The sequence below is a fragment of the Pseudomonas sp. BC42 genome (genome assembly GCF_021560055.1).
In the GTDB taxonomy this organism is placed as follows: Bacteria; Pseudomonadota; Gammaproteobacteria; order Pseudomonadales; family Pseudomonadaceae; genus Aquipseudomonas.
The window spans coordinates 4980428-4999287 of the sequence record NZ_CP091067.1 but is presented as its reverse complement, the minus strand read 5'-3'; the positions used below and the strand labels follow the sequence as shown (position 1 = coordinate 4999287).

The following is an 18860-nucleotide window of genomic DNA, read 5'->3' as shown; positions in this document are numbered from 1 at the left end:
CGATGTCCCTGCTGGCGTTGACCGACACCCAGATCAGTACCTGGGTGGCGAGCTTCATGCTGCCGCTGTTCCGGGTCACTTCGCTGCTGATGGTGATGCCGATCTTCGGTACCACCCTGGTGCCGCGTCGCGTGCGTCTGTACTTCGCCCTGGCGATTACCGTGGTCATCGCTCCGGGCCTACCGCCCATGCCCGAGGTGCATGCCCTGGACCTCAGCGGCCTGCTGCTGATTGCCGAGCAGATCCTGATCGGCGCGGTGCTGGGCTTCTCGCTGCAGTTGTTCTTCCAGTCCTTCGTGGTTGCCGGGCAGATCGTGGCGATCCAGATGGGCATGGGCTTCGCCTCCATGGTCGACCCCACCAACGGCGTGTCGGTGGCGGTGATCGGGCAGTTCTTCACCATGCTGGTGAGCTTGCTGTTCCTGGCCATGAACGGCCATCTGGTGGTGTTCGAGGTACTCACCGAGAGCTTTACCACGCTGCCTGTTGGGGGCGGCCTGATGGTCAATCACTACTGGGAGCTGGCGGGCAAGCTGGGCTGGGTGCTGGGGGCGGCGCTGCTGCTGGTGCTGCCGGCGATCACGGCCCTGCTGGTGGTCAACATCGCCTTTGGCGTGATGACCCGGGCGGCGCCGCAGTTGAACATCTTCTCCATCGGTTTCCCGCTGACCCTGGTGCTGGGCATGGCCATCGTCTGGATCAGCCTGGCCGACATTCTCAACCAGTATCAACCGCTGGCCTCCGAGGCCCTGCAGTTCTTACGCGAACTGGCAAAGGCGCGCTGAGCCATGGCCGAGAGCGAAAGCGGTCAGGACAAGACAGAAGACCCCACGGAGAAGCGCAAGAAGGACTCCCGGGAAAAGGGCGAGATCGCTCGTTCCAAGGAGCTCAATACCCTGGCGATCATGTTGGCGGGGGCGGGCGGTCTGCTGGTGTATGGCGGTGGCCTGGCCCAGGACCTGCTGGAAATCATGCGCCTGAATTTTTCCTTGCCCCGGGAGGTGCTGCTCAGCCCGGGAGCCATGGGGCAGTACCTGCTGCACTCGGGCAAGATCGCCATCCTGGCGGTGCAGCCGGTGCTTTTGACCTTGCTGCTGGCGGCCATCATCGGTCCGATTTCCCTGGGGGGCTGGCTGTTCGCGGGCAAGAGCCTGGCGCCCAAGTTCAGTCGGATGAACCCGGCCGCCGGCCTCAAGCGGATGTTTGCCTTCTCGGCGGTGATCGAATTGCTCAAGGCCCTGGCCAAGTTCGGTCTGGTGCTGTTCGTGGCGCTTTCGGTGTTGTCGTCGGACATTGACGACCTGCTGCGGATCGCCCACGAACCCCTCGAGCTGGCGATCATCCACAGCGTCCAGGTGGTGGGCTGGAGTACCTTGTGGATGGCGTGCGGGCTGATCCTGATCGCCGCGGTGGATGTGCCGGTGCAGATGTATCAGGCCCACAAGAAACTGCTGATGACCAAGCAGGAAGTGCGTGACGAGCACAAGGATCAGGAGGGGCGGCCCGAGGTCAAGCAGCGGATTCGCCAGACTCAGCGCGAGATGTCCCAGCGGCGGATGATGGCCGCGATTCCCGAGGCCGACGTGGTCATCACCAACCCGACCCACTACGCCGTGGCTCTCAAGTACGACGCCGAGAAGGGCGGGGCGCCAGTGCTGCTGGCCAAGGGCAGCGATTTTCTGGCCTTGAAGATCCGCGAAATTGCCGTGGCCCATGAAGTGATGCTGCTGGAATCCCCGGCGCTGGCGCGTTCGATCTACTACTCCACCGAACTTGAGGAAGAGATCCCGGCGGGCCTGTACCTGGCGGTGGCTCAGGTCCTGGCCTACGTCTACCAGATCCGTCAGCATCGCGCGGGCAAGGGCAAGCGCCCCGATCCGCTCAAGGACCTGCCGATTCCGCCAGACTTGCGGCGTGACACGTCCGGCAAGCAATCCCCCGGCGGCCCGGTGGAGTCTCTCTAGGTACGGGTATCCAGGGGCGGGCATCGACCGGGCGCGGCTTTATCGGCGAACGGGACCTGATTCAGTCAGAAAAATGGCTAATTGCCATTATCTGGCCTTGTAACCCTGGCTCCTGCAGCCGACATGCGTCGTCCCTCTTGCCCACGAGGGCGGCCTCGCGATCTTGTCCGTCGACACCCGGATTCCTTCAGGTTCAGGGCGCGATCACGCTCTGCGGCAAAGTTGGAAGGCTTCTTGCAGTAGCAGCCCCGTGCCGCTTCAGGCGTCAAAAGTTTGCTTTACGGAACGGGGTAAATCGGTGGATCGCTCTCAGTTAATCAGCACGGCTCGCAGTAACCTGGCTGACCTCGGTCGAGGCAACCTGGGTGTACCGGTGCTGCTGTTGGTCATGCTGGCCATGATGATGCTGCCGGTGCCGGCGTTCCTGCTGGACGTGTTCTTCACCTTCAACATCGCCCTGTCGATCGTGGTCCTGCTGGTTTGCGTGTATGCCCTGCGGCCGTTGGACTTTGCCGTGTTCCCCACCATCCTGCTGGTGGCCACGCTGTTGCGCCTGGCGCTCAACGTGGCCTCGACCCGGGTGGTCATGCTTCACGGCCAGGAGGGCCATGCCGCCGCCGGTAAGGTGATCCAGGCCTTCGGTGAGGTGGTGATCGGCGGCAACTACGTGGTCGGTATCGTGGTCTTCGCGATCCTCATGATCATCAACTTCGTGGTCGTGACCAAGGGTGCCGGACGGATCTCCGAGGTGAGCGCGCGTTTCACCCTGGATGCCATGCCCGGTAAGCAGATGGCCATCGACGCTGACTTGAACGCCGGCCTGATCGACCAGAACCAGGCCAAGCTGCGCCGTCTGGAAGTGGCCCAGGAGGCCGAGTTCTACGGCTCCATGGACGGTGCCAGCAAGTTCGTCCGCGGTGACGCCATCGCCGGTCTGCTGATTCTCTTCATCAACCTGATCGGCGGCATGGCGGTCGGTATCTTCCAGCACAACATGAGCTTTGCCGATGCCGGCAAGGTCTACGCCTTGCTGACCATCGGTGACGGTTTGGTGGCGCAATTGCCATCGCTGTTGCTGTCCACCGCGGCGGCCATCATGGTCACCCGGGCTTCGGGTTCCGAAGAAATGGGCAAGCAGATCAACCGGCAGATGTTCGCTTCGCCCAAGGCGCTGGCGGTGGCGGCGGGGTTGATGGCGGTGATGGGGCTGGTGCCGGGCATGCCGCACTTCTCCTTCCTGAGCCTGGCGGCGGTGGCCGGCGGCGCGGCGTATCTGGTCTGGAGAAAGCAGAATCTGGTCAAGGTCAAGGCGCAGGAAGAGATCCAGCGTCAGCAGGACCTGCTGCCGTCTCCGGCCCGGGCCATGGAAACCAAGGAGCTGGGCTGGGACGACGTGACTCCGATCGACATGATCGGCCTGGAAGTGGGTTATCGCCTGATTCCCCTGGTGGATCGCAACCAGGGTGGGCAGTTGCTGGCGCGGATCAAGGGGGTGCGCAAGAAGCTCTCCCAGGACCTGGGTTTCCTCATGCCCACCGTGCATATCCGCGACAACCTGGACCTGGCGCCCAGCGCCTATCGCCTGACGCTGATGGGGGTGATCCTGGCCGAGGCCGAGATCTACCCGGATCGCGAGCTGGCGATCAACCCGGGGCAGGTCTACGGCACCCTCAACGGCATTTCCGCCCGGGATCCGGCCTTCGGCCTGGAGGCGGTGTGGATCGAGATCAGCCAGCGGCCCCAGGCGCAGTCCCTGGGCTACACCGTGGTGGACGCCAGTACCGTGGTTGCCACCCACTTGAACCAGATTCTCTACAAGCACTCCAGCGAGCTGATCGGTCACGAGGAAGTGCAGCAACTGATGCAATTGCTGGCCAAGAGTTCGCCAAAGCTGGCGGAGGAACTGGTGCCGGGGGTGCTGTCGCTGTCACAACTGCTCAAGGTGTTGCAGGCGCTGCTGGCCGAACAGGTGCCGGTGCGGGACATCCGCAGCATCGCCGAGGCCATCGCCAACAATGCCGCCAAGAGTCAAGATACTGCCGCTTTGGTCGCGGCGGTTCGCGTCGGACTGTCTCGTGCAATCGTCCAAAGCATTGTAGGCACTGAGTCTGAGCTGCCTGTGATCACCTTGGAGCCAAGGTTGGAACAAATTTTGCTCAGCAGTTTGCAGAAGGCAGGACAAGGCCAGGAAGAAGGCGTTCTGCTGGAGCCAAGCATGGCTGAGAAGCTGCAACGTTCGCTGATCGAAGCGGCGCAGCGTCAAGAGATGCAAGGTCAACCGGTGATTCTGTTGGTAGCGGGTCCGGTCCGCGCCATGCTTTCGCGGTTCGGGCGTCTCGCCGTTCCAGGTTTGCATGTGCTGGCGTACCAGGAAATTCCCGACAACAAGCAAGTGACCATCGTTGCGACAGTAGGGCCCAACGGCTGAGGTAGTGGGTTATGCAAGTTAAGCGTTTTTTCGCCGCCGATATGCGTCAGGCCATGAAACTGGTTCGTGATGAGTTGGGCGCTGAAGCTGCCATCATCGGTAACCGGCGGATTGCCGGCGGGGTCGAGCTGACGGCTGCCCTGGATTACAAGTTGTCGGCCCTGTCACCACGGGTTCCGAACATGGAGCTTGAGGACGAGCTGCGCAAGACTCAGTCGCGGATCGTCACCGCCCAGGCCGAACTGAGCCTGCGGGGCGAGGGCGACAACGCCTCGATCACCAATCGCCAGCTGTTCGCCGGCCTGCCGCTGACCGCTGCCGAACCGCTGATCGAGCCGACCCTGACCGAGCGTCCGCGTCCGGCCCCGGCGCCAGTCGCACCGGCTGCGGATTCCCGTGCGCTGGACTCGATGCGTTTCGAGCTCAACGGCCTGCGCGAGCTGCTGGAAGTGCAGCTCGGTTCCCTGGCCTGGAGCCAATTGCAGGGCAGTCGTCCGGAGCAGGCCAACCTCTGGCGCCGTCTGCAGCGCATCGGCCTGTCCGGTCCGCTGGCCCGTGATCTGCTGGCATTGATCACCGATATCGACGAGCCGCGCCAGGCCTGGCGCATGCTGCTGGCGCACCTGGCGCGGATGATCCTGACGCCGGAAGTCGAGCCCCTGGAAGAAGGTGGCGTAATCGCCATGGTCGGCCCCGCCGGCATGGGCAAGACCACCACCCTGGCCAAGCTGGCCGCACGCTATGTACTCAAGTACGGCGCACAGAACATTGCCCTGGTCAGCATGGACAGCTTCCGTATCGGCGCCCAGGAGCAGCTCAAGACGTTGGGGCGTATCCTCAATGTCTCGGTGACCCATGTTGATCCTGGCCAATCCCTGGCCCAGGCGCTGGACCCGCTGCTGCGCAAGCGCGTCGTGCTGATCGACACCGCCGGCCTGCAGGCCAGCGATCCGGCATTGCGCATGCAGCTGGAAAGCCTGGCCGGTCGCGGGATCCGCGCGAAGAACTATCTGGTGCTGGCGACCACCAGCCAGAAGCAGGTGCTGACCGCCGCCTACCACAGCTACAAGCGCTGCGGTCTGGCCGGTTGCATCCTGACTAAACTGGATGAAACAGCCAGTCTTGGCGAGGTCTTGAGCCTGGCCATCAGTCATGAATTGCCGGTCGCCTATCTGACCGACGGCCCGCGGATTCCTGACGATTTGCACCTGCCTCGCCGGCATCAGTTGGTGAGCCGCGCAGTGAGCGTGCAGATGCAGGAAGAACCCAGCGAAGAAGCCATGGCCGATATGTTCGCTGACCTCTACCACAGCCCGACCAAGCGGGTCGGCTGAGTTAGACATGAAAAGATTGCAGTGTATCTACATCGATGGTCTGCCATGCATTGTTCCAACGGTGAACGCGCAGCCAGTTATGTGGCCCCGTCTAAGTAAGACAAGGTAAAGAAAGAACATGGGCAGCATGCATCCCGTACAGGTGATTGCGGTGACCGGCGGCAAGGGTGGCGTCGGCAAGACTAATGTGTCAGTGAACTTGTCCCTGGCTCTGGCTGAGCTCGGCCGGCGGGTCTTGCTGCTGGACGCCGACTTGGGACTGGCCAACGTCGATGTCCTGCTGGGCCTTACACCCAAGCGCACCCTGGCGGATGTCATCGAAGGGCGCTGTGAGTTGCGCGATGTGCTGCTCCAGGGCCCCGGCGGTATCCGTATCGTCCCGGCCGCCTCCGGCACCCAAAGCATGGTGCACCTGAGTCCCGCCCAGCATGCCGGCCTGATCCAGGCCTTCAGCGACATCGGCGACAACCTCGATGTGCTGGTGATCGATACCGCTGCGGGTATTGGTGACTCGGTAGTCAGTTTTGTACGCGCGGCCCAGGAAGTGTTGCTGGTGGTCTGCGACGAACCGACTTCGATCACCGATGCCTATGCGCTGATCAAGTTGCTCAACCGCGACTACGGCATGAACCGTTTCCGGGTCCTGGCCAACATGGCCCAAAGCCCTCAGGAAGGGCGCAACCTGTTTGCAAAATTGACCAAGGTCACGGATCGCTTTCTGGACGTGGCCTTACAATACGTCGGCGCAGTTCCCTACGACGAAAGCGTGCGCAAGGCCGTGCAAAAGCAGCGTGCGGTCTATGAAGCCTTTCCTCGTTCGAAGTGTGCATTGGCGTTCAAGGCCATCGCGCAAAAAGTCGATACCTGGCCGTTGCCGGCGAACCCACGCGGGCATCTGGAGTTTTTTGTCGAGCGCCTAGTGCATCAAACAGCGGGACCGGTGCTATGACTGCCAGCGGCTACAACCTCTACAAGAAGTCGGCACGTGACAGCCAATATGAATTGATCGAGCGCTACGCGCCTCTGGTCAAGCGCATTGCCTATCACTTGCTGGCGCGGTTGCCGGCCAGTGTTCAGGTGGAAGACCTGATTCAGGCCGGAATGATCGGTTTGCTCGAAGTGTCGACCAAGTACGACGCGAGCAAGGGGGCGAGTTTCGAAACCTATGCGGGTATCCGTATCCGCGGGGCGATGCTCGACGAGGTTCGCAAAGGCGACTGGGCACCGCGTTCGGTGCACCGTAATACACGCATGGTCAGCGATGCCATTCGTGCAATTGAAGCTAAAACCGGTCGTGACGCTAAAGATCACGAAGTTGCGGCCGAACTTCAATTGAGTCTCGACGATTATTACGGGATTTTGAACGACACCTTGGGCAGCCGCCTGTTCAGTTTCGACGACCTGTTGCAGGACGGCGAACATGAAGGGCTGCATGAGGATGGCGCCAGTGCTCATCTCGAGCCGTCACGGGACCTGGAGGATGAACGCTTCCAGGCTGCCTTGGCGGATGCGATTGCCAATTTGCCGGAGCGCGAGCGACTGGTGTTGGCGCTGTACTACGACGAAGAACTGAATCTCAAGGAAATCGGTGAGGTCCTGGGGGTCAGCGAATCGCGGGTCAGCCAGTTACACAGCCAGTGCGCGGCCCGTTTGCGGGGGCGTTTGGGGGAGTGGCGAGCGCGCTGACAGGCAGTGTGGGGACACTGCGATCGGGACCGGTAAGGCAAGCGCTGCGCCGGTCTTGCAGTATGTGCTCCATGCAGTCGTTGTGTGTTATGCCGAATTGATTGAATGGCGCGTTCAGGTGCTGGATGCGTTTAAGACTGCTTGGAGGTCGAATTGGACAAGAACATGAAAATCCTCATCGTTGATGACTTTTCAACGATGCGGCGGATCATAAAAAACCTGTTGCGTGATCTGGGTTTCACCAACACGGTCGAGGCCGACGATGGCACTACCGCCATTCCGGTACTCAACAGCGGGAGCATCGACTTTCTGGTAACGGACTGGAACATGCCGGGCATGACCGGGATCGACCTGCTGCGCCACGTGCGTGCCGATGAAAAGCTCAAGCACCTACCGGTGTTGATGGTGACTGCGGAAGCCAAGCGCGAGCAGATCATCGAAGCTGCCCAGGCCGGCGTTAACGGCTATGTAGTCAAACCATTCACGGCTCAGGCGTTGAAAGAGAAGATCGAAAAGATCTTCGAACGCATCGGTTGATGTACGTAGCCATTCCGCCACGGGGGAGCTATGGAGCATAACGAATCTTCACTGGGCGACTTTGAGTCGACCCTGAAAAAACATGCGCTGGAACTGGTCGAAAGCCTGGAAAAGGGCAAGTTCGGCGAAGCGGTGCAATTGATCCATGAGCTCAATCAGACCCGTGACCGCGGCCTGTATCAGGAAGTGGGCAAGCTCACCCGCGAGTTGCATAGCGCGATCGTCAATTTCCAGATTGACCCGCACATGCCGCAAGCCGAGGAAGTTTCACAGATCACGGATGCCACTGAGCGCCTGTCCTATGTGGTCCGGCTCACGGAAGCCGCCGCCAACCGCACCATGGACCTGGTAGAGAGCAGCACCCCGCTGGTCAATGGCCTGAGCACTGAAGCCCAGGCCCTGAGCGCAGATTGGGGGCGCTTCATGCGGCGCGAGGTCGGTGCTGAAGAGTTTCGCGAACTGGCGCGCCGGGTCGACAGTTTCCTGACGCGCAGCGAGCAGGAAACCCGCACCGTTTCCGGCCACCTTAACGACATTCTGCTGGCGCAGGATTACCAGGACCTGACCGGTCAGGTGATCAAGCGTGTGACCCAGTTGGTCACTGAAGTCGAAAGCAATCTGCTCAAACTTGTCTTGATGGCCAGCCAGGTCGATCGCTTCGCCGGTATCGAACATGACCGTGAATCGATCCTCGCGGAAAAAGATCCGCAAAAACATCTCGCCAAGGGTGAAGGTCCGCAGATTCATGCCGATAAACGGGAAGACGTTATGTCCGGTCAGGACGATGTAGACGATTTGCTTTCCAGCCTTGGATTCTAGGAGCACCCATTAATGAGCTTCGGCGCCGATGAAGAGATCCTTCAGGATTTCCTGGTTGAGGCCGGCGAGATTCTAGAGCAACTGTCCGAACAACTGGTCGAGCTGGAAAGCCGACCGGACGATGCGGACCTGCTCAATGCAATTTTTCGCGGTTTTCACACTGTTAAAGGGGGCGCCGGCTTCCTCCAGCTCAATGAGCTGGTGGAGTGCTGCCACATCGCCGAGAACGTCTTCGACATCCTGCGCAAGGGTGAGCGACGAGTCGATTCGGAGCTGATGGACGTGGTGCTCGAGGCGCTGGACGCGGTGAACGGCATGTTCAGCCAGGTCCGTGAGCGCACCGAAATCACTGCTGCGACACCGGAACTGCTGGCCGCGTTGGCGCGTCTGGCCGAGCCTGCCGGTGCCGAACCTGCAGCGCCGGCGGTCGAAGAAGTGGCCGAAGTCGCTGCCGAGCCTGAACCCGAGGCTGAGGCCTCATCAGGGGATATCACCGATAACGAATTCGAACTCTTGCTCGACTCGCTGAATGCCGCCAAGGCCGACGCCGAGGCTGCGCCTGCTGCCGCACCGGTGGCCGAGGGCGAGCCTGCCAGCGATGAGATCACCGATGCCGAGTTCGAGTCCCTGCTGGACCAGCTGCATGGCAAGGGGCAGTTCGCTCCCGATGCCGTAGCTCCCGCAGCGCCAGCTGCTGCCGCTGGTGCTGCTGCGGCTGGCGACGAAATCACCGATGACGAATTTGAAGCCCTGTTGGACCAGTTGCATGGCAAGGGCAACTTTGCCGTGGACGCACTGGAGTCAGCAGTGGCCGCGGTGCCTGCCGCGCAGGCGCCCAGCGCCGCAGCAGCCGGTAGCGACCTGATCACCGACCACGAATTCGAATCCCTGCTGGATGAGCTGCACGGCAAGGGCAAGTTCTCTGAAGCCCCGGGTGCGGCGAAACCTGCAGCGGCAGTTGCCCCGGCTCCGGCTGCAGCAACCAGCGCCGCCGTCGCCAAACCCGTGGCCAAGAAGCCCGAAGCCAAGGCCGAAGCCAAGGCCGAAGCGCCGAAGCCGGCTGCGGCTGCAGCGCCGGCACCGGCTCGTGCCGCAGCGGCGCCGCCAGCGGAAAAACCGGCCAGCGAAGCGGAAACCACGGTGCGGGTCGATACCGCGCGCCTGGACGAAATCATGAACATGGTCGGCGAGCTGGTGCTGGTGCGTAACCGTCTGGTGCGCCTGGGCCTGAACAGCGGCGACGAAGCCATGTCCAAGGCGGTGTCCAATCTTGACGTGGTGACCGCCGACCTGCAGACCGCGGTGATGAAGACCCGCATGCAGCCGATCAAGAAGGTGTTCGGGCGCTTCCCGCGTCTGGTTCGCGACCTGGCCCGGCAGCTCAAGAAAGAGATCAACCTGGAACTGGTGGGGGAAGAAACCGACCTCGACAAGAACCTGGTAGAGGCCCTGGCCGACCCGCTGGTGCACTTGGTGCGCAACGCGGTGGACCACGGCATCGAATCGCCGGAAGAGCGCGAAGCCTCGGGCAAGGCCCGTGGCGGCAAAGTGGTGCTGGCGGCGGAGCAGGAAGGTGACCACATCCTCCTGTCGATTTCCGACGACGGCAAGGGCATGGACCCCAACGTTCTGCGAGCCATTGCCGTCAAGCGCGGCGTGATGGACAAGGACGCCGCCGACCGCCTGAGCGACACCGAGTGCTACAACCTGATCTTCGCCCCGGGCTTCTCCACCAAGACCGAGATCTCCGACGTCTCCGGCCGTGGCGTGGGCATGGACGTGGTGAAGACCAAGATTTCCCAGCTCAATGGCTCGATCAACATCTACTCGACCAAGGGCCAGGGTTCGAAGATCGTCATCAAGGTGCCGTTGACCCTGGCGATCATGCCGACCCTGATGGTGATGCTGGGCAACCAGGCGTTCGCCTTCCCGCTGGTCAACGTCAACGAAATCTTCCACCTCGACCTGTCCCGCACCAATGTGGTGGACGGCCAGGAAGTGGTGATCGTGCGTGACAAGGCATTGCCCCTGTTCTACCTCAAGCGCTGGCTGGTCAGTTCCGCCGCTCATGAAGAGCAGCGTGAAGGCCACGTAGTGATCCTTTCGGTGGGCACCCAGCGGATCGGCTTTGTCGTCGATCAACTGGTGGGCCAGGAAGAAGTGGTCATCAAGCCCTTGGGCAAAATGCTTCAGGGAACCCCAGGCATGTCCGGCGCCACCATTACCGGTGACGGCCGCATCGCTCTGATTCTCGATGTTCCGAGCATGCTCAAGCGTTACGCCGCACGGCGTATTTGATTCGGCGGGGAGGGGCGGTTGGCCTCGCCCCACCTAACGGAGTGTTTATGGCAGTCAAAGTCCTGGTGGTGGACGATTCGGGTTTTTTCCGCCGCCGCGTCTCGGAAATTCTTTCAGCGGATTCGAATATCCAGGTCGTCGGTACGGCGACCAACGGTAAAGAGGCGATCGATCAGGCCCTGGCGCTCAAGCCGGACGTGATCACCATGGACTACGAGATGCCGATGATGGATGGCATCACCGCAGTACGGCATATCATGCAGCGCTGCCCGACGCCGGTCCTGATGTTCTCTTCCCTGACCCATGAAGGCGCTCGAGTGACCCTCGATGCGCTGGATGCCGGGGCCGTGGATTTCCTGCCGAAGAATTTCGAAGACATCTCGCGCAATCCCGAGAAGGTCAAGCAGCTGCTGTGCGAGAAAGTCCACAGCATCTCGCGCAGCAATCGTCGTTTCAGCAGCTACAGCGCTCCGGCGCCGCAACCGGCTGCACCGGCTCCGACTCCGTCGAGCTTCGGCGGTGCGCGCCCGGCGCCAGCACCGGCTCCGGTCCGCGCTCCGGCAGCGGCTCCAGGTCCGGCATCGCCGGCGCCCAAGCGCAAGGCCTACAAGCTGGTGGCGATCGGTACGTCCACCGGTGGCCCGGTGGCCCTGCAGCGGGTCCTGACCCAGCTGCCGGCCAACTTCCCGGCCCCCATCGTGCTGATCCAGCACATGCCGGCGGCCTTCACCAAGGCCTTCGCCGAGCGTCTGGACAAGCTCTGCCGCATCAGCGTCAAGGAAGCCGAGGATGGCGACATCCTGCGTCCAGGCTTGGCGCTGCTGGCGCCGGGCGGCAAGCAGATGATGATCGACGGTCGTGGCGCGGTGAAGATTCTTCCTGGCGATGAGCGTCTGAACTACAAGCCGTGCGTGGACATCACCTTCGGTTCTGCGGCCAAGTCCTACAGCGACAAAGTTCTGGCGGTGGTCCTCACCGGCATGGGCGCCGACGGTCGCGAAGGCGCCCGCCTGCTCAAGCAGGGCGGCAGCGCGGTCTGGGCCCAGGATGAAGCCAGCTGCGTGATCTATGGCATGCCCATGGCCATCGTCAAAGCCAACCTGGCGGACGCGGTGTACAGCCTGGACGACATCGGCCGGCATCTGGTCGAGGCCTGTCTCTGATGGATGTGCTCAGCCTAATCGGGATCATCATGGCGTTTGTCGCCATCATCGGCGGCAACTACCTGGAAGGTGGTCACCTGTCGGCACTGGCCAACGGCCCGGCCGCACTGATCGTGCTCGGTGGCACCATCGGTGCGGCCTTGCTGCAGTCGCCGTTGAGCGCTTTCAAGCGAGCCATGCAGATCCTGGTGTGGATCCTGTTTCCGCCGCGGGTCGATCTGCCCGGCGGCATCGACCGGGTGGTCAACTGGAGCCTGACCGCGCGCAAGGAGGGCCTGCTGGGCCTGGAAGGCGTGGCCGATGCCGAGCCGGACACCTATTCGCGCAAGGGCCTGCAGCTGTTGGTGGACGGCGCCGAGCCGGAAGCCATCCGCAGCATCCTCGAAGTGGATTTCTACACCCAGGAAAGTCGTGATATCGAGGCCGCCAAGGTCTTCGAGAGCATGGGCGGCTATGCGCCGACCATCGGCATCATCGGTGCGGTCATGGGGCTGATCCACGTCATGGGCAACCTGGCCGATCCGTCGCAACTGGGCAGCGGCATTGCCGTGGCGTTCGTCGCCACCATCTACGGGGTGGCCAGCGCCAACCTGGTGTTGCTGCCGATCGCCGCCAAGCTGAAGTCCATCGCCCTGCGCCAGTCCCGTTACCGGGAAATGCTGCTCGAAGGCATCCTGTCGATCGCCGAAGGCGAAAACCCCCGCTCCATCGAGTTGAAGCTGCAAGGCTTCATGGACTGACTATGGCTCGTCGTCGCCAGCAAGAAGAACACGTCAACCACGAACGCTGGTTGGTTTCCTACGCCGACTTCATCACCCTGCTGTTCGCGTTTTTCGTGGTCATGTACTCGATCTCCTCGATCAACGAGGGCAAGTACAAGGTGATTTCCGAGGCGCTGATCGGGGTCTTTACCGACTCCGATCGCAGCCTCAAGCCGATTCCCATCGGTGATGAGCGGCCCAAGACCGTGACCCCGGCCAAGCCTCTGGTCAAGGACAGCGAGCAGACCGACGCCGGGATTTCCGCTGGCAGCGATCCGCTCAAGAGCATCGCCGATGACATCAGCGCGGCCTTTGGCGATCTGATCAGCTCGAACCAGATGACCGTGCGCGGCAACGAGTTGTGGGTGGAGATCGAACTCAACTCCAGCCTGTTGTTCGGCAGTGGCGACGCCATGCCCAGCGACCAGGCGTTCACCATCATCGACAAGGTGGCGAAGATCCTCAAACCCTTCGACAACCCGATCCATGTCGAAGGCTTCACCGACAATCAGCCGATCCAGACCGCGCAATACCCGACCAACTGGGAGCTGTCCTCGGCTCGCTCGGCGAGCATCGTGCGCATGTTGGCGATGCAGGGTGTCAATCCGGCGCGGATGGCCTCCGTGGGCTATGGCGAGTTCCAGCCGGTGGCCAACAACGCCACTGCCGAAGGCCGGGCACGCAATCGGCGGGTGGTGCTGGTGGTGTCGCGCAATCTCGATGTGCGGCGCAGCCTGACCGGCACCGGCACCGCCAATGCAACACCGGATGCGGCACTCAAGCGTGCTGGCACACAAACTGCACCAACCCCGGTCAAAACGCCGGTACAGGGAAGCGCCGTCAATTCTCCGTCACCCGCTTTATAACTTAGCGCTATGTCTCGCCCTGCTGTGGCCGGGCGGGAGGAACCAACCGAATGAGAGTCTGGGCAGTCGCCAATCAAAAGGGTGGTGTTGGTAAAACCACCAGTTCCATCGCTTTAGCCGGCTTGCTGGCCGAGGCGGGCAAGCGCGTGGTCGTGGTCGATCTCGACCCCCACGGTTCCATGACCAGCTACTTCGGCTACGACCCGGACAGCCTGGAGCACAGCAGCTACGATCTGTTCCTGCACAAGGGCAACGTGCCCCAGGACCTGCCGGGCCAGCTGCTGCTGGGCACCAGCCATGAACACATTTCCCTGTTGCCGTCGAGCACCGCCCTGGCCACCCTCGAACGCCAGTCGCCGGGGCAGAGCGGCCTGGGCCTGGTGATCGCCAAGAGCCTGGCGCAGCTGTGGCAGGATTTCGACTATGCGGTCATCGACAGCCCGCCGTTGCTCGGCGTGTTGATGGTCAACGCCCTGGCGGCCAGCCAGCAGTTGGTGATCCCGGTGCAGACCGAACACCTGGCGGTCAAGGGGCTGGAGCGCATGGTCAACACCCTGGCGATGGTCAACCGCTCGCGCAAGCAGCCACTGCCGTTCACCATTGTGCCGACCCTGTTCGATCGACGGACCCAGGCATCCCTGGGCACGCTGCGGATCCTGCGGGACAAGTTTCCCGACGAAATCTGGCAAGGCTACATCCCGGTGGATACCCGCCTGCGGGACGCCAGCCGGGCTGGGGTCACTCCTTCCCAGTTCGATGGCAAGAGTCGCGGCGTACTGGCCTACAAGGCCTTGCTCAAGCACTTGCTGGCCCAGCAGCTCGTGGCGCAGGTGGCTTGACGTGAAGGCTTATTCAAGTCGCCCGACGGCCTGGCCGATAACCTCCACAGGTCACTGTGTCGAGGTTTTCGCGTGGGTATCCTTATGAACCGTCCTCTGGATATCAAGAGCCGGCCCCAACTGGCGCTGCAGTCGTACCTGGACGCTTTGCTGCAGGACGCCACCGAAGAAGAACTGGCTCCGGAGCCTGCCGTTGCGGTTGCCGTCGAGGTCACGCCGCCAGCTCCGCTGGTCACGCCCGAGGCCGGCACCGAGGTGTTGGACGAGTTCCAGGCAGCAGTGCTGGAAGAGCAGGCGCGGGATGCGCTGATTCAGCAGCAGGCGGCTCCCGTCGCCCGGGTGGCGGAGTCGATGCCGGCGCCGGCCGTTCTGGAAGCACCGCCGCCGGTGCTGACTTCGATTTCCCCCGTGGTGCCGATGCTTCAGGCGCTGGTTCCGCCGGTGGTCGAAGTGCACCTGCCACCCAGCAATACACCGCCGCCGGTCACCGGCAGCGACCGTCCCAGCTGGGCGGCAGAGCCTTTCGAATGCCTGTTGTTCGATGTCGCCGGGCTGACCCTGGCGGTGCCGCTGGTGTGCCTGGGGTCGATCTATTCTTTGGCAGGGCAGGAACTGACGCCGCTGTTCGGTCAGCCGGAGTGGTTCCTCGGTATCCTGCCGAGCCAGGCCGGTAACCTGAAAGTGCTGGATACCGCCCGTTGGGTCATGCCGGATCGTTACCGTGATGATTTCCGCCAGGGCCTGCAGTACGTGATCTCGGTCCAGGGCTATGAGTGGGGGTTGGCGGTGCATCAGGTCAGCCGTTCGTTGCGCCTGGACCCCAACGAAATCAAGTGGCGCAGTCATCGTGGCCAACGCCCGTGGCTCGCCGGCACCGTGATCGAACACATGTGCGCCTTGCTCGACGTGGCCGAACTGGCGGAGTTGATCGCCACCGGTGGTGCCAAGCAGCTGGCTATCAGTCAAGCGGCCCACAAGCCGAAGTGAAGCAAACACAGGCGGCGTCCGTTGGGCGCAGCCACACAGAACACACGCCGTTTTCAACGGTTTTTTGAGGGGTCAGGGTATGAATAAGTCGTCGTCTGCACAGGGTTCCGAAGATCCGATCCTGCAATGGGTCACCTTCAAGCTGGATAACGAGTCCTACGGCATCAACGTGATGCGCGTCCAGGAAGTGCTGCGCTACACCGAGATCGCTCCGGTGCCGGGTGCTCCGAGCTACGTGCTGGGGATCATCAACCTGCGCGGCAATGTGGTCACCGTGATCGATACTCGCCAGCGTTTCGGCCTGGTGCCCACCGAAGTCAATGACAACACCCGGATCGTCATCATCGAAGCCGACAAGCAAGTGGTCGGGATCATGGTCGACAGCGTGGCGGAAGTGGTTTACCTGCGTCAGTCGGAAGTCGAAACCGCACCGAATGTGGGTAACGAAGAGTCGGCCAAGTTCATTCAAGGCGTCTGCAACAAGAACGGCGAACTGCTGATTCTGGTCGAGCTGGACAAGATGATGAGCGAAGAGGAATGGTCGGAACTGGAGAGTATCTGATTGATCCTCGAGGTAGCGGTGATTGTCCTGGCGATCCTCTGGGTCGCCACTGTGGCGCTGTTTCTGTCGTACACCCGCAATCAGCGGCAGATCGCCGCCCAGCAAGCCGAAGGCGATGCCGTGCGCGATCAGCGGATCAAGGAGCTGGCCAAGCGTGTCGACCATTACCAGAACGGTACGGTGCGCATGGGCGAGGATCTGCATGAACTGCGGGCGGTGGTGGCGCCGTTGCCGGACAAACTGGCCCAGCTGGAGCAGCGCGACCCCTCCAGCCTGTCCTTCGCCCAGGCCGCGCGCCTGGTGGGCATGGGTGCCAGCGTCGACGAACTGACCCAGTCCTGCGGCCTGACCCAGGCCGAGGCGGAACTGGTCAGCAAGCTGCACAAAGGTTGAGCTTCAGCGGCAAGCTGCAAGCCGTCAGCTGCAAGTTTCCAGCTTGAAGCTTGCGGCTTACAGCTTGTAGCTGCCCTCCGTGATGTCCTTCTCCTGTTCGACCTGTTGCGGATCATGTCCGGCCGGAAACTTGCCCTTGAGGTTCCAGGCGAAGGCGATGATTTCGGCAATGGTCCGGTACAGCTCCGGCGGAATGCTCTCGCCCAGTTCCAGGCGTGCCAGCAGTTTCACCAGTTCGGCGTTCTCATAGATCGGTACTTCATAGTCCCGAGCGATCTTCAGGATGGCTTGCGCCAGTTCATCGTCGCCCTTGGCGGTGAGGGTCGGGGCTTGCTGGCCGTCGTACTTGAGGGCAATGGCCTGGCGCGGTGGTGGAGAGTCTTTCATGCGGTTTCGTCGACCCAGCGTTGTTCCAATCGGGTTTGCGGACCCCGGGGCGGGATGCCCAGGTGGCAGTCCAGATCGCCGACATCCAGTCCCGAGGCCAGCAGGCGTTCGCGTAGGTGGCCCAGGTGGCTCTCGATCAGGCTTGCCGTGTAGGGCCGCTCGGCCCACAGCTGGCTGGACAGGCGCCCTTGAATCAGTTGCGCCTGGACCTGTAGCGGGCCTAGCGGGTCGAGATCGAACGCCAGGTCGACCCGCCACAGCGCCTGCTTGGACGGACGCTCTTCACGCTTGTGCGAGGGTTCAGGTTCGGGATCCGGCGCTTCTTCCCGTTGCAGCTTGACCTGCAAGGGCACGATGTCCTGCAGGTTGCGCATGGGGATCTCCAACTGCCAGGTGGTCAGTTTTCGGCCATCATCGGTCAGGCCGCTCTGTTCCAGGCTCGCCAGCTGGTGGCTTTGCAGGCGTGATACCGCCGCCGCCGCCAGGCGCAGCAAATGTTGCAGATCGCCTTCGCCTTCCAGGCTTTGCAGCAGTCGTTCCGGCAGTGGGAAGCCGCCGGGTGGTGTCTTGGCGCTGACCTGGCCGAGGGTGCCCAGGGCGCTGCGCACGAAGCTCGGCAGCGATTGCGCCAGGGTGTTGGCGGCGATGATCGCATTGAAGCTGCTGGAGGAGGGCAATCCCGGGGTCAACTGGGCGATCAGGCGCAGCAGGTCGGCCTTCAGGTCGGGCGTCTGAGCGGGATTGGCTCCGGCCAGCAGCTTGGCTTCCAGAAACAGACCGCTGCCCAGCAGGGCCTGGGCCACTCCGCGCGAGGTGCTCAATTGCTGCTGGTCCGGCAAGCCGGCCAGCAAGCGTTCCACGGCGGCCCGCAGGTCGGCCGATGAAGTGGACAGTTCGCTGTCGGCGGGCAGGCTCTGCAGTAGGTTGATCAGTCCGTTCAGGGAGCCCTGGCGGCTTTGCTGGCTGGCCAGTTGTGCGGCGATGGCCAGTTGTTCCTGGCGGTTGCCCAGGGGGACGAAGTTCAGGGTCTGCGCATCCGAGACCAGGGCGCTGAGCAGGCTGCCGATACGCAGCGGCTGCGGGCTGTCGATGCTCAAGGTGGCGCCGCTTTGAGCGGTATTGAGCAGGCTGACCAGAGAGCGGTAGATCGCTGGCTGGTTGCTGCCCTGGGGCAGGAGCTGGCTCGTCAGGACCTTGCCCTGGAGCAGGGTGCCTGGAGGCAGTTGGCTGGTGTCCAGGCGGGTCAGGGCGGCGACGCTGGAGGCAATGGCCTGCTGCACGGTGATCGCCAGGTTGCCGGCCGAAGGCTGGATCACCGCCAGGCTGGTGCCCTGGGGCAAGGGCTGGCTGCTGGTGGCCTGCACGGTGGTTTGCCGGCCATTGTCCAGGGTCACCTTGAGCAGCAGCTGGAAGGTCTGGTCGGTCTGCTTGAGCGACAGCACTTCGGCCTTGGCGCTCTGGCCGGCGGCAATCAAGCCTTCCAGGGGCGGCACCAGCTTGAGCAGTTCGCCGCTGATCGGCTGAGGGCGCGAGGGGCCGGGGGCGGGCGCCTGGGGCAGCGGCAGGATGTTTATTTCGCCAGTCATTCGGACACAACCTGTGGAAATTAGCCCTCTTGAGAGTAGGGCTTCGCATGTATAATGCCGCCCGTCTTTGGGGGAGTGGGGAAAACATTGCAAATGTTTGACGCAGCTCTCTAGAACTGGCCGCCAATGCATTTATTCTGCATCCCTTTAACGGCCGCGCCACTGCCGACTTGAACCCGTGAAGGCCCACCATCCCTTGACCAGCCCTCTTCTCGAAGCCGTAGCACTCTCTTGTGAGCGCGACTGGCGG

General features: G+C 62.5%; 18 protein-coding genes. 16 read left to right on the top strand and 2 right to left on the bottom strand.

What is annotated here, in order from left to right; all coding sequences use genetic code 11:
- Window positions 1-2 precede the first annotated feature (2 nt).
- The 16 genes from fliR (at window position 3) to L1O02_RS22405 (ending at window position 16637) form a co-directional block, all read left to right on the top strand.
- Window positions 3-785 carry a flagellar biosynthetic protein FliR gene (gene fliR / locus L1O02_RS22480; protein WP_060838151.1) on the top strand — a complete coding sequence of 261 codons (783 nt, stop codon included), beginning with the start codon at window positions 3-5 and terminating at the stop codon, window positions 783-785.
- A gap of 3 nt (window positions 786-788) precedes the next feature.
- Window positions 789-1964 carry a flagellar biosynthesis protein FlhB gene (flhB, locus tag L1O02_RS22475; RefSeq protein ID WP_235758741.1) on the top strand — a complete coding sequence of 392 codons (1176 nt, stop codon included), beginning with the start codon at window positions 789-791 and terminating at the stop codon, window positions 1962-1964.
- Between the two features lie 298 nt (window positions 1965-2262).
- Window positions 2263-4392, top strand: coding sequence for a flagellar biosynthesis protein FlhA (gene flhA, locus L1O02_RS22470; protein WP_060842820.1), 2130 nt, complete (start codon window positions 2263-2265; stop codon window positions 4390-4392).
- An 11-nt stretch (window positions 4393-4403) separates the two neighbouring features.
- Window positions 4404-5726, top strand: a complete 1323-nt coding sequence (flhF, locus tag L1O02_RS22465) for a flagellar biosynthesis protein FlhF (RefSeq protein WP_060838154.1) — start codon at window positions 4404-4406, stop codon at window positions 5724-5726.
- Between the two features lie 118 nt (window positions 5727-5844).
- Window positions 5845-6675 carry a flagellar synthesis regulator FleN gene (gene fleN / locus L1O02_RS22460; protein WP_016963180.1) on the top strand — a complete coding sequence of 277 codons (831 nt, stop codon included), beginning with the start codon at window positions 5845-5847 and terminating at the stop codon, window positions 6673-6675.
- On the top strand, window positions 6672-7412 hold the full coding sequence (gene fliA, locus L1O02_RS22455) for an RNA polymerase sigma factor FliA (RefSeq protein ID WP_011060003.1): 741 nt from the start codon (window positions 6672-6674) through the stop codon (window positions 7410-7412). The genes fleN and fliA overlap by 4 nt, the downstream gene beginning before the upstream one ends.
- A gap of 165 nt (window positions 7413-7577) precedes the next feature.
- Entirely contained in the window at window positions 7578-7949 is a 372-nt protein-coding gene (locus L1O02_RS22450; RefSeq protein ID WP_003183998.1) for a chemotaxis response regulator CheY, read from the top strand.
- A gap of 30 nt (window positions 7950-7979) precedes the next feature.
- Entirely contained in the window at window positions 7980-8768 is a 789-nt protein-coding gene (locus L1O02_RS22445) for a protein phosphatase CheZ (RefSeq protein WP_047284566.1), read from the top strand.
- Window positions 8769-8780: 12 nt separating this feature from the next.
- Window positions 8781-11066 carry a chemotaxis protein CheA gene (locus L1O02_RS22440; RefSeq protein WP_108544778.1) on the top strand — a complete coding sequence of 762 codons (2286 nt, stop codon included), beginning with the start codon at window positions 8781-8783 and terminating at the stop codon, window positions 11064-11066.
- Between the two features lie 47 nt (window positions 11067-11113).
- Window positions 11114-12229, top strand: a complete 1116-nt coding sequence (locus L1O02_RS22435) for a chemotaxis response regulator protein-glutamate methylesterase (RefSeq protein WP_060838156.1) — start codon at window positions 11114-11116, stop codon at window positions 12227-12229.
- The gene (locus L1O02_RS22430; RefSeq protein ID WP_016963185.1) at window positions 12229-12969 is read left to right on the top strand and encodes a flagellar motor protein; all 741 of its coding nucleotides are present in this window, start codon (window positions 12229-12231) and stop codon (window positions 12967-12969) included. Before L1O02_RS22435 ends, L1O02_RS22430 begins: the two co-directional genes overlap by 1 nt.
- A 2-nt stretch (window positions 12970-12971) precedes the next feature.
- Window positions 12972-13856 carry a flagellar motor protein MotD gene (gene motD / locus L1O02_RS22425; RefSeq protein ID WP_060842822.1) on the top strand — a complete coding sequence of 295 codons (885 nt, stop codon included), beginning with the start codon at window positions 12972-12974 and terminating at the stop codon, window positions 13854-13856.
- Window positions 13857-13906: 50 nt separating this feature from the next.
- Complete coding sequence (locus L1O02_RS22420) at window positions 13907-14695, top strand: ParA family protein (protein WP_047302706.1); 789 nt, start codon at window positions 13907-13909, stop codon at window positions 14693-14695.
- 84 nt (window positions 14696-14779) lie between these two features.
- Window positions 14780-15682 (top strand): CheW domain-containing protein, encoded by a 903-nt coding sequence (locus tag L1O02_RS22415; RefSeq protein ID WP_060842824.1) that lies wholly within the window; start codon window positions 14780-14782, stop codon window positions 15680-15682.
- A 79-nt stretch (window positions 15683-15761) separates the two neighbouring features.
- Complete coding sequence (locus tag L1O02_RS22410; RefSeq protein ID WP_011060011.1) at window positions 15762-16244, top strand: chemotaxis protein CheW; 483 nt, start codon at window positions 15762-15764, stop codon at window positions 16242-16244.
- Window positions 16245-16637, top strand: coding sequence for a DUF2802 domain-containing protein (locus L1O02_RS22405; protein WP_016965424.1), 393 nt, complete (start codon window positions 16245-16247; stop codon window positions 16635-16637).
- Window positions 16638-16694: 57 nt separating this feature from the next.
- On the opposite strand, the gene L1O02_RS22400 is transcribed toward L1O02_RS22405, so the two are convergent.
- Both L1O02_RS22400 and L1O02_RS22395 read right to left on the bottom strand, forming a co-directional pair.
- A complete protein-coding gene (locus tag L1O02_RS22400) occupies window positions 16695-17024 on the bottom strand; it encodes an EscU/YscU/HrcU family type III secretion system export apparatus switch protein (protein ID WP_060838159.1) in 330 nt (109 codons plus the stop codon).
- Complete coding sequence (locus L1O02_RS22395; RefSeq protein WP_108544779.1) at window positions 17021-18610, bottom strand: flagellar hook-length control protein FliK; 1590 nt, start codon at window positions 18608-18610, stop codon at window positions 17021-17023. Before L1O02_RS22395 ends, L1O02_RS22400 begins: the two co-directional genes overlap by 4 nt.
- Window positions 18611-18860: the final 250 nt, after the last annotated feature.